The 11,131-nt window shown below is 58.5% G+C and carries 8 protein-coding genes; all 8 read right to left on the reverse strand.

Going from position 1 to position 11,131, the window contains the following annotated elements:
• Positions 1-174: 174 nt before the first annotated feature.
• Positions 175-666 carry a Rid family hydrolase gene (locus WA354_RS08100; RefSeq protein WP_472812496.1) on the reverse strand — a complete coding sequence of 164 codons (492 nt, stop codon included), beginning with the start codon at positions 664-666 and terminating at the stop codon, positions 175-177.
• Between the two features lie 22 nt (positions 667-688).
• The gene (locus WA354_RS08105; protein ID WP_472812497.1) at positions 689-1,816 is read right to left on the reverse strand and encodes a ligand-binding sensor domain-containing protein; all 1,128 of its coding nucleotides are present in this window, start codon (positions 1,814-1,816) and stop codon (positions 689-691) included.
• A complete protein-coding gene (locus WA354_RS08110) occupies positions 1,813-3,681 on the reverse strand; it encodes a YVTN family beta-propeller repeat protein (protein ID WP_472812498.1) in 1,869 nt (622 codons plus the stop codon). Before WA354_RS08110 ends, WA354_RS08105 begins: the two co-directional genes overlap by 4 nt.
• Before the next feature lie 29 nt (positions 3,682-3,710).
• A complete protein-coding gene (locus WA354_RS08115) occupies positions 3,711-5,390 on the reverse strand; it encodes a CRTAC1 family protein (RefSeq protein WP_472812499.1) in 1,680 nt (559 codons plus the stop codon).
• 1 nt (position 5,391) lies between these two features.
• Positions 5,392-6,801 carry an HzsA-related protein gene (locus WA354_RS08120; protein WP_472812500.1) on the reverse strand — a complete coding sequence of 470 codons (1,410 nt, stop codon included), beginning with the start codon at positions 6,799-6,801 and terminating at the stop codon, positions 5,392-5,394.
• Positions 6,798-7,667: a 3-deoxy-7-phosphoheptulonate synthase gene (aroF, locus tag WA354_RS08125; RefSeq protein WP_472812501.1), complete on the reverse strand. Its 870-nt coding sequence runs from the start codon at positions 7,665-7,667 to the stop codon at positions 6,798-6,800. Before aroF ends, WA354_RS08120 begins: the two co-directional genes overlap by 4 nt.
• 313 nt (positions 7,668-7,980) lie before the next feature.
• Positions 7,981-9,396 (reverse strand): amidase, encoded by a 1,416-nt coding sequence (locus WA354_RS08130; protein ID WP_472812502.1) that lies wholly within the window; start codon positions 9,394-9,396, stop codon positions 7,981-7,983.
• 160 nt (positions 9,397-9,556) lie between these two features.
• Positions 9,557-11,131, reverse strand: a 1,575-nt coding sequence (locus WA354_RS08135) for an ASPIC/UnbV domain-containing protein (RefSeq protein WP_472812503.1), incomplete at its 5' end; no start/stop codon positions are given.

The following is an 11,131-nucleotide window of genomic DNA, read 5'->3' on the forward strand; positions in this document are numbered from 1 at the left end:
GCTCGCCCGCATAGGGCTCCACCACCCGGTCTTTCGGCGGACCTGGAGGATGCGCCCCGCACTCGCATGTGCTCTTGCTCGGTGCTGCTTCCTGTCCCGACAAACCCGCCGTTGTGCCGGCGGCCAACGCATACGCCGCCAGCATCAACCATGCCTTACTCATTGCACTGCTCCTTACTTGGCCGTCTTTTCCGTGCGGAACATCGCGATCGCCTCGATCTCAATCAGCAGTTCCGGCCGGCACAGGTGCGCCTGAATCCCAGTCGACGCGGGAAGCGGATCGAGCCCCTGCGCCTTGAAAAATGTAGTGCGCTCTTCGTTGAACGCGTCGTAGTCACGATCGATGTCGCGCAGGTAGCAACTGGTGCGCACGATGTCGTGCCACGTGCAACCTTCGCTTTCCAGCAGACCGGTGATGTTGTCCAGCGTCCGCTTCATCTGCGCCCGAAAATCGCCGATGTGTACGCTCACGCCGTTCTCATCAATCGATGCAGTGCCCGAAATCAACAATATGGTCAATCCGTTCAAGTCGATGCGCATGCCACGGGAAAACGAACTTGGCTTCTCGTATGCATATGCTTCGTTGAGCACCCCATGATTAGTCATGGCGCGCTTTTGAATTGGTGCGTGTGCGATGGTCTCCAGAATCTCTGATAAAGCAATCATTTTTCTATCGCTCCTTATGTCCTTATGGCTGATGAATCCCGTGGCTTAAACCCTTGGCAGTGGCAACCCAGATGTCGTTGCCCTGAAAATCAATTCCTAAAACATAGTTGTGCGCCGGCGCGGTACTCACAGCGACAGACGAAACCTCCCCTTTTGCATCGCGCACCGTCATCTCCGGCTTCCCTGTAGTAAGAGACGGACGGTAGACAGCCCAGTTGACGCCGTCGTAGTAGGCCAGCCCCTTATCGGTGCCAAACCATGCACGCTTTGCGTCCACGCCTTTTACGAAATTTGTAAAGTTCGAGGGAAGCCCGCTGTCTTTGGTCAAAAAGTTGTGCCAGTAGCGGCCGTCGTACCGGCTGTCGCCAAAGTACGTGGCCACCCAAAGAATATTATCCACATAACTGAGCGATGTCGTAATTTCGTGGATTAACCCCTGATCCTTGAACAGCACCATCTCCGTCTCGCCGTCGGGGTCTTCGTACTTGTCCCAGATCTTCTTCTGCTGGTCGTACTCCAGCACGCCGCTTCCCCACACTGCGTAATACACCTTGGTTGGTGTCGCCGCAACTCCGTATACCCAGATCTCGATCATCGGCGTATTGCGTTCGTTGTAGAGCGACCACTCTCCCGTGTGCAAATCGAGCTTGCAGCCGCCCGCGGCCGTCGCCACCCACACGTTCTCGCCCTCCACGGACACGCCATACACCACGTCATTGCTCAATCCCGAATTCAGCTGTGTATACGTATCAATGCGGCCACCGGATATCCGACTCAACCCACCCATCGTTCCCGCCCAGACATCTCCCGTACGCTTGTCCAGCGCCAGCGAGAGCACCGCGCGATGCGCCAGCCCATCCTTGGTTGTAAATGTCCTCCACTGGTGATTCTCGTAAAGCCCGAGCCCGTTTTCGGTCCCTGCCCAGATCCGATCCCCGTCCACCAGCACGCTGAACACGTGATCGTCAGGCAGTCCGTTCGCGGTTGTGAAATTCTCAAACCGGAAGCGCGGCATCGCAGGAAGCGAGGCTTTTGCAACCGAGGTCGTGGTCTTGTGGACACTCGGAGTTGCTGATTTTGTCTGAGCCTCAGTTCCGGCCGGCGCAGCCACCAGCATCACCGTCATGGCGATTGTCAGAAGTACTTTCATCGCGTCCTCAGGTAGTCGATCAGATCGTTGAGTTCATCTTTAGTCAGGTCGTTGGTTCGGCCGTGTTTATCCTGCAGATTGAAAACCGTCCAGATTTGCTCCAGCGTGGCGGCTGATCCGTCATGCAGATACGGCGCCGTTATGGCAATGTTGGTCAACTGCGGTGTATCCAGCAGCCCTGAGTTGTCGGTCGCCTTCTTCGTGCCCACATCGAAGGACTTTTGATTCGTCCCCTTCAGCCCGCTATGGCAATACACACAGCGATTCGTCTCCGGAATCGAGTTGCCAAACTTGTCCGACTCGCGCACGAAGAGCGCGCGCCCTCGCTCCTGAGACGCTGTCAATTCCCCACTCCCCTGCAGCCAGCGATTCGGACGTGGCGGCAGATCGCGCACATACACCACCAGGTCTGTCAGCGTCAGATCGTCATAATTCTCGGCACGCCAGAAATATTTCTCCGTACGAGGTCCGCACTCCGTCGGCAGATTCGGGTTCCCACCATTCCACTTGAATGGCTCCGTATCTTTCACCGCTTCAATAGGACGATTGTCGACGATGTCGCGTCCAAACCCATCAGGCTCCAAGTCCCACTGCAGCCCATCGAAGGTTGAATCGATGTGGCAGTTCGCGCATCCGATCTGTCCCTGAAACGAGTATCGCGACGTATAAAAAGTCTGCTCGCCGTGACGTAAAACCGACATCTGCTTCGGTCCCGCGAGCGCAATTGTCGACACCACGCGATCGGTTTTCGTATCGACCACGCTGATCGTGTCTTCGAGTCGATTCGCAACCAGCAGTTTCGTGCCATCTTTCGTCAACATCACGCCCCGCGGATCGTGGCCCACTGCAATCCGCCCCACCACATAATTCGCGCTCGCCGATAAATCCTGCGCACTGGTTCCCGGATGCGTGCGAACGTACCGCATCAAGCGCGGAATATCAACGACCGTAACCATCTCCGATCCGCCGCAAGTGATAAACATGCGCGTCTTATCTGGTGTGATCGCAATCCCGAACGGCCGCACTGCGTAAAGTTCCAACTCATCCAGCGGGATTTCAACCGGCTTGCCCACGTCCGCGCCAAACAGAGTCAACGTATCTGCAAATGCTCCGCCATGCTCCAGGTGCGCAAGCGGTACCAGGTTCTTCGGGTGCAAGGTGGAAGCAACGCCGAGCCGCCCATCCGCAGAGAACGCCACATGAAAACCATGCGCGACATAAGGCAACGCAATCCTGTCCACCACCACCGCGCGCGCCGCGTCAATAACCGTGATCTCCGAGTCCGGTGCAGTCCGGTGCGGCGTCGGGTTCGGATACACATGCGTTACATACAACTTGCTACCATCCGGGGAGGCAGTGATGTAGCTTGCCCCGCGCCCTGCCGCAAGTCTCTTCTCTTCAGCCCCGGTCCGCGCATCCAGCACCGCAACGTCATTTGAAATGCGATTCGCGACGAACAGGTGCTTGTCTTCGCGATCCTCCACAACGCTCGACGGTTCCGACCCTACCGCCCATGTCGCCGCTACCTCGAGAGACTTTGTATCTATCACTGAGACTGTGTCATCCCACGAGTTCGCGACGAATAGCCGATCGCCCTTCGGCGAAAGCGAAAACCCGCGCGGCACGCGACCGACTGCAATGTTCTTTACAGGCTCGTAGCTCTTCGCATTCAGCACCCGAACCTGCCCACTCTCCTGGCACAGCACGTAAAGCAGCGATCCATCGGACGACAACAACATCTCTATCGGCGACGCATACTCCAGCCGTTCACCAGTTCGTCCGGTCGCCACTGAAGCGTCAGCGGTCCGCCCGCTCCAGGCGCATAGAGCGAGCGTCGTCGCACACACTGCAGCGAGTGCGCTCATCGCTCCCGCCGCGTTGCGCCTGCGACAATTCACTTCGGCTCCTCTACGATCAGCACTTGATCCACGCCCTGCTTCTCCAGCCACTGCTCGCGCCCGCTCGGCCACTTCACAACAATCTTGTCAATAGCCGCAACCGAACCCAGTCCGAAATGCATCCGTCCATCATCCTGCGACAAATACCCCGACTCGGCGACGCGCTCAGCAGTCCATCTCTTCCCGCCTGCGTACACCTCCACGCGCGCACCAATGCCATCACGGTTGCTCTTCGTTCCCGCCAATTTGATTGCAATCCAATGACCAGTATTCGCAGAGATGTTGTGGACCAACTTACCCTTGGCGCCGAGGTTTACCAGGAACGCATCGACTTTGCCGTCATTGTCGTAATCCGCAAAGCACGCGCCGCGCGCCACCGTGCGCTCATTTAGAACTGCGCCCCCAGTCTCCGAAACGTCCGAGAAGCGCCCGTCGCCGAGCCCCTGAAACAGTGTGTGCTCCTGCGGAATCAGGTGGATCAGCCCGCCGTGAAAGATCAGAATGTCGGGGTAGCCATCGTTGTCAAAGTCGTAGACACCGGATCCCCAGCTCACATACTGCGCATTCGTCTGCGAAACGCCGTTCGACGCGCCGATATCTTCAAATCCCTGCTTGCCGTTGTTCTTCAGTAGCCGGTTATAGCGCCCGTCCGTCACCCAAAGGTCCAGCACGCCACGCCCTTCAAGATCCGTAAACATGGGGCCCATCGAAGAAGTTGATTCGCCATTCTGCCCGAATGCTGTTCCCATGTCGTTCGCAACTTCTTCAAACGTCCCATCATGCTTGTTGCGGAACATGAAGTTCTCAGTTCGATCGTTGGCAACGTAGATGTCGTCCCAGCCATCATTGTCGAAGTCCGCCGCCGTCACACCCATCGTGCGGCCGACAAACGCACCGATCCCCGACTTCTCCGAAACATCCGTAAACGTCCCGTTGCAGTTGTTGTGGAACAGCTTGTTCGTCTCGCCCTCATAGTCGAGCGGCCCCGGATAGTTGTCCGCCGCATAGAACGCGCGATACTTGGGATCGAACTTCACATACCGGCCAACAAACAGATCGACGCATCCATCCTTGTCGTAATCCAACCAGGTCGAGCTGATCGCCCACCCGTCCACCTTGATGCCGCTCTTCGCAGTGACATCCGTAAAGTGTCCGTTGCCATCGTTGTGATAAAGAATCGTTTTCCCATATCCGGTCACCAGCAGGTCGACAAACCCATCATTGTCGTAGTCCGCCGCCGTCACCGCTACCGCATACATGTCCGGATCAAGCCCTGCCTGCTCGGTCACATCCGTGAAATGTCCGTTGCCATCATTCCGATAAAGGTGGTTGTGCGGCGGCGGTACCGGCTTGTCTTTCAGAGGATAGGGATGCATCGAATCGTCGAGGGGCCTTCCATTCACCACGTAGAGCGACGGCCGACCCGAGTTGTTGTAGTCAATCCAGACGCACCCGGCGCCCGTTCCCTCCAGCAGTGAACCAAGCTGGGCCGAACCAAAGCTGTGCGTGAAATTAATTCCAGCCTTCGCACTCGCATCTTCAAAACGAATCGTCGACTTCGCGCCAGCACTCGTTCGCGAATCTGGCACCGCCGAGGAGGCCGGAGGCGTGCCAGCCGTCTGCGCCACTGCAATCGAGGCCGTACTCAACAAAAAAAGAAAAATGCGGTATGACATTTCAGTTGCCTCCGCGCTGCAAGGTCTGCGCCGATCCGGTCAAATCCATGGGCGTCGTGGTATGCAGCAGAACCTCGGGCACGCGATTCTCTGCCGCATGCTCCGGCCCTGCATGGCACCCTACACAAATTCTCTGCTCCCCGCGCCGTATCCAAAGCCAGCCATGCTCCTGCCGCAAAACCGCCCCCTTCGCATCCAGCAGCACAAACCGAATCGCCCGATCCGCCGGCGCTTTCACAAAAAACGACCCGTCAGCTTCAACAGGAGCCGCGCCGATTGCAACCGCATGCCCGTCCGCATCCTGGGTCTCGAGCCGCACTGATACAGGCACGCCCTTCAGCGCGCCATCCCGAGAAATGCGCGCATCCAGGGCCAGCAAATTCGCATAATCCCAGTCATGTAGAGCCGAAGGATGGCGCCTCGGCCGCTCGTGCGCAGCCACGATTACGGGCTCGATCAGGTTTTCTCCAGGGCGGCTCAGCAGAGCCTGCATCGCCACTGCGCCTGGTCTCCAGAGCTTTAGGGCAAATTTCGCATTCGCTGAATCGCGCGTACTCACCAGCCACTCGCCCGAAGCGGTCTCCGCAATCGCACCTGCATAATTCCCGCGCGGAGCCGCCACCCGTTCTTCGTGCGCCAGCGGCGAAGTGAACCGTGCCAGCGACGCACCGTGCGTAAACACCACATCGCCAGACTTCAGTTGCCTTCCACCCCACCGTGCACCGGCGACATCCACGGGATGATCGCAGCGATACGATTCAACGCCGGACCCGTCCGAGTACACCAGGAACATCTCCGGCGTCGCACCCTCACCGAGCGGAAATCCCGTTTCAAACAAAATCCGCCCGTCTGCCAACACATCCACGGGCACTGCGTTCGCGCCCATGTACGTCAGCGGAAAACTTGCCCGCGCGCCCGTGCCCTCAATCTCTTCAAGCGCCTTCGACTCCATCAACCGCGCCGACTGCAATTGAAATCCTTGCGGCGTTCGCAGCGCATACACCAGGCGCCACCCCGGCAGATATAGTGGCCGAATCGCATCGGCCGAGCCCGATGTAACTTGCCGTACCTTGCGATCCGCCAGCGTCAATTCCCATATCTGCCACGAATCTCCGGCAGCCTTCCTCCCCGCAAACAAAACACGCCTGCCATCGAACGACACGCTCGCATCCGCGCTCGAAGCAAAATCGGCAACCAGCGGCTCAGCGTTGCCCTCATGCATCAGCAGCAATTGCGCGCCTTTCGGAAAACGCTCGCCACCACGCAATGCCGCCAGCGGCTCGTACACTGGCGCAGCCGTCACAATCACGTCGGACCCGATCGATTGTGAGATAGGAGGTGCAAACCCACACGTCACCATCAGCAACATGCCGCAGATCGCCGCCCCACATGCTCTGAAGCCAACTCTCATCCAACCGTCTCCAGAGCCTGGGTAGCCACCATCGTTCCGCGCAACGCAATATAAGGTTTGAGCGATGCCATCATCTGGTCAAACTCGGCAAAGTTCAGCGACTGCTCGCCATCGCTCCACGCCTTCTCCGGGTTCGGATGAACTTCCACGATCAGTCCATCTGCGCCAGCTGCCACTCCAATCCGCGCCAGCGCCGGAACAAGATCCCTGTGGCCGCATGCATGGCTCGGATCAGCAATCACCGGCAAATGCGAAATCTGCTTCAGCAGCGCAATCGCAGCTACATCGAACGTGTTGCGCAGCGTTGCATCAAACGTGCGAATTCCGCGTTCGCACAAAATCACATTGGGATTGCCGTTCTCCAGCACAATCTGCGCAGATTTCAGCAGATCGCCCACCGTCGCCATCATTCCGCGCTTCAGCAGAATCGGCCTTTGCGATTTTGCCGCAGCCTCAAGCAGCGTGTAGTTTTCCATGCTGCGCGAGCCAATCTGCAGAATGTCCGCGTATTCGGCCACCAGCGGAACATCGTCTTCGCTCATCACCTCAGTGACTATCGCAAGACCGGTCTCTGCGCGCGCCTGCGCCAGCATCTTGAGCCCGGCAAGGCCATGCCCTTGAAATGCATAAGGAGAGCTGCGCGGCTTGAAGGCGCCGCCACGGAGAATCCGCGCGCCACCACGACGCACATGATGAGCTGTGGAGAGAAGCTGGTGCTCGGTCTCGACCGAACACGGTCCAGCCATGGTAATAAAGTCGCGGCCACCAATTTCGAGGTCCAACACCCGCACAATTGTCTGCTGGTGTTTGTCGCTCTTCAGTACATCACTAGCCTCGGCAAAACACTCCTGCCACTTTGCGCGCACCCGCTGCGCTCCGATCCGGGGAAGCGTCAGACTACCGCTCGCGGTACTCTCTCGCCTCAACCCAAAGGTTGAGGTGCGGAATCAGCAACTTACCGCACCCACCACTCCGGTTTTAAATGTGAGCAGGATCACTTGTCTGTGACGGATAAACTTGACTGCGTCGCAAGCCGGGCGGCTTTTGTTCGATGCACTCACAATCGAGCTTGAGTCTCGCGTGATAAACAACTTCGGTCGAAGCTGCGGAAAACCGCCGAAATTGTGAGGATGGTTGGGAGAACTGCCGAGCCGAAAGCTCATAACTGACAGCTGAAAGCTAGGCCCCAGCCGCCATCCCTGGCGCCCGATACCCAAACGCCCGATCTACCACTGCCGCTATCCCCAGCGCCACCTCATCCTCAAACGGACGCGCCACAATCTGCACCCCGATCGGCAATGCCTCCGGCGAGCGTCCCACCGGAACCACTGCTGCCGGCGCACCGAGTGTATTGAACCACTGCGTAAACCGCACAGCGTCCAGATATTCCACCTTCTGCCCCTCGATGGTCCACTCCCGCTCGCCATGCCGCCAAGCCGGCAAGCTCGCCACCGGGCACAGGAGCACCGGATACTCTCGCATCTCCTCCAGCGTCTTCGAGCGCAGCAGATCCATCTCCGCCCAGGCATTCAGAAGTTCGGTAGCCGTCAGCGGACCCGTCCTTTCCGCAATCGCCAGAAACTCTCTGAAGATCGGACTCAGTCTCCCCCGTCCGCCGCGCACTTCCGGCTCATAGAACATCGCCCCGCATTGCACAAAGAATGTCCACCACAGCTTCCGCAACGATTCCAATGTGCTCGGGCGGAACGGCTCCACGCAAAACCCCGCATCGCGCAATGCCGCAGCCGCCTTGCGCACCGACGCTCGTGTTTCAGCCGTCACCGGCGTCCGTCCATCATCCTCAAAGAATCCGATGCGATGACCCCTCAACTCATCCAGACTCAGGTCGCGCAGTGCCACAGGCGCGCTCGCCGGATCAGCATCATCCTGCCCACTCAGTGTGCGAAACATCAACTCCACATCCGCCATCGTCCGCGCCATTGGCCCAATCGCCCCCAGCGTCGAAAACGGCCCCACACAGGGTGGTAAATGCCCTCGTCCTGGAATGCGTCCCGGCGTCGGCTTCAGCGAACAGATCCCGGTAAAATGTGCCGGAACGCGCACAGATCCGCCACTGTCTGAACCCAGTCCCGCCGCCGACATCCCCGCCGCAATCGCTGCCGACTCCCCCCCGCTCGAGCCACCCGGCGTCCGTTCCATGTCCCACGGATTCCGCGTCTGCCCATGCAGCAGGTTGTCCGTTTCATACGCCATCAGGAATTCAGGACAGTTCGTAGTCCCCAGGATCAGCGCTCCCGCTGCGCGCAGCCTCGCAACAACCACCGCATCCTCATGCGGAATCTCGCCTTTATGATTCAGGCTGCCGATCTCGCACTTGTATCCGGCGGACGCAATCGACGACTTCACCGTCACGGGCAGACCATGCAACGTCCCGCGTGCGTCAACCGGCGCCGCATCCATCGCCCGCGCCTGCGATCGCATCCGCTCCGCATCGAAATCCGCGAACACATTCAGCTTCGGATTCAGTCGCTCGATCTGTGCAACGTGAGCTTCGGCCAACTCCGTCACCGAGATCTCGCGCGCCTGCAACATCTCCAACTGCCGCACCGCAGGCTCAAAAACCAGTTCACTCATCGCGCACTCAAGTAAACACTCACCAAATTTGTCATCCTGACACTGAACGCAGCGAAGCGGATTGATCTGCCCAGAAAATTCCGATACCGGCACGAAACTTGGGTGCCCCATCCAAGCCCCGCTTGGGTGGGAAAGCACGATCTCGACCAGCGATTTCACCTCACGGTTTAGCCGCTTGCTTCGGCAGCGATACTGCATCATCCGCCGGAGTCGACGGCATCAGCTTGTAATCAAACCGGTACGACCTCACCGGCTCACCCGAATCAAACCGATCATTCCATTTCAGCTGATACTCGATCGCATCAGAATCATCCGGGAACTTCTCGCCCGCCGGATACGGATACCTGCTCATCTTGTGGAACGGCAATTGCGCCACCGTAAACGGCATCGCATCCCACCAATCCATATCCTTCACATATCCATTCGCGTAGAAGAAGTAGTCACGTTTCCATCCGACGGGCAGCACCGGCAGCTTGGTTGCGTCAAACTCGGTAGCAATCTCCTCGCCGCTTCCGAAGATCGCATACCGGTCATCAACGCCCTTTACCAGCGCCGTCACATCGCCAAGATGCGTATAGTTCCCGCGCTGATGCTGGAACGGTCCAGTCAAACTAACGCGATCGTAGTCGTAATCGAGATCGCCGGGGCTCTTCAGATCGATCTGCGTTGGATATCCGCGGAACCGTTCAGTCGCAAGGGCTAGCGGCACTTCTGTCGCTCGCGCCTCCGCCTCGGCATGGTTATCAAACAGCACTTGGTCCCAGTAGATTTCAAGATTGCTCACCAGCCTGATCTTGCGGGTGCCCGCCGGCAGCTTCCCAGTCAGATCCACCACAATCGTCCGCTCCAGTCCCGCCGGAAATCCCGCTTCTCCGGGAATTGTCTGCCAGGTTCCATCCGGCCGCTCCGCCTCCACATACGGCGAAATTGGCTTGATCCCCGCTTGCCAGGCTGCGTATAAAGACGTCGCACTGAAATAGTTCACATACCCAGTCATCAGAAGTTTCAACGGATCGTTCACATTCACATCGCCCAAATCCAGCGTCAGAGAATGCACATTCGCGAACCCGTCATACGGTGTCGCCGTGAACCCGGAAGCAAACCTATGATCGCGCCTGCTCAATACTTCCAATACATCACGCTCATCGCCGTCCCACGCACCAACCGGCAGCCGCGCGTCCTTCGACGCGACCACACGCCCCGAAGCAAACGGCGGATCGTCGAGGAACCGCTCATCCGGATTTACTTCCACGTCCTCCGGATGGTCTACCGCCACCAGCCGCAACTGATCGATGTAGTTCACCTCTTCCATGGGCTCAATGAAGCGGAGGCTCAGCTTCCCATCCACGCTGGCCAGCCGATCCCCTTCCACCTTGATCCACTCGCCGGAGTTCGGAATATTCCGGCGCGTCGGCGTAAACCAATGCCCCACCACCGCCGCGCCAATCACATCGGTGACTAACTTGTATTTGTGCCCATCCCACGCAAACAACACCGGGCACGAACTTCCGCGGCGATCTGCTTCCTTCATCGCGATCACCTGCGTATGCGGCAGATCGATCTCGTCCTGCAGGATTCCCGTAGGCCATAAGATGCGCAGCAGATCAACGTGGTCCGCTTCGCCCAGTCCGACGAGCAACTGCGGCGGAGCCTGCGTCGCCAGTCCCGACGCACCCGCCAGCTCCCACTTCTGCCATTGCCCGTTCGCAAAGATCTCCACCTTCGCGCCAATGGC

Origin of the sequence: Occallatibacter sp., from assembly GCF_049802275.1 — a bacterium.
Classification (GTDB): domain Bacteria; phylum Acidobacteriota; class Terriglobia; order Terriglobales; family Acidobacteriaceae; genus Telmatobacter.

Bases quoted from the DNA above. Each gene is read 5' to 3' on its own strand.
- WA354_RS08100 (WP_472812496.1), bottom strand. From the start codon at position 666: ATGATTGCTTTATCAGAGATTCTGGAGACCATCGCACACGCACCAATT.
- WA354_RS08105 (WP_472812497.1), bottom strand. From the start codon at position 1,816: ATGAAAGTACTTCTGACAATCGCCATGACGGTGATGCTGGTGGCTGCG.
- WA354_RS08110 (WP_472812498.1), bottom strand. From the start codon at position 3,681: ATGAGCGCACTCGCTGCAGTGTGTGCGACGACGCTCGCTCTATGCGCC.
- WA354_RS08115 (WP_472812499.1), bottom strand. From the start codon at position 5,390: ATGTCATACCGCATTTTTCTTTTTTTGTTGAGTACGGCCTCGATTGCA.
- WA354_RS08120 (WP_472812500.1), bottom strand. From the start codon at position 6,801: ATGAGAGTTGGCTTCAGAGCATGTGGGGCGGCGATCTGCGGCATGTTG.
- WA354_RS08130 (WP_472812502.1), bottom strand. From the start codon at position 9,396: ATGAGTGAACTGGTTTTTGAGCCTGCGGTGCGGCAGTTGGAGATGTTG.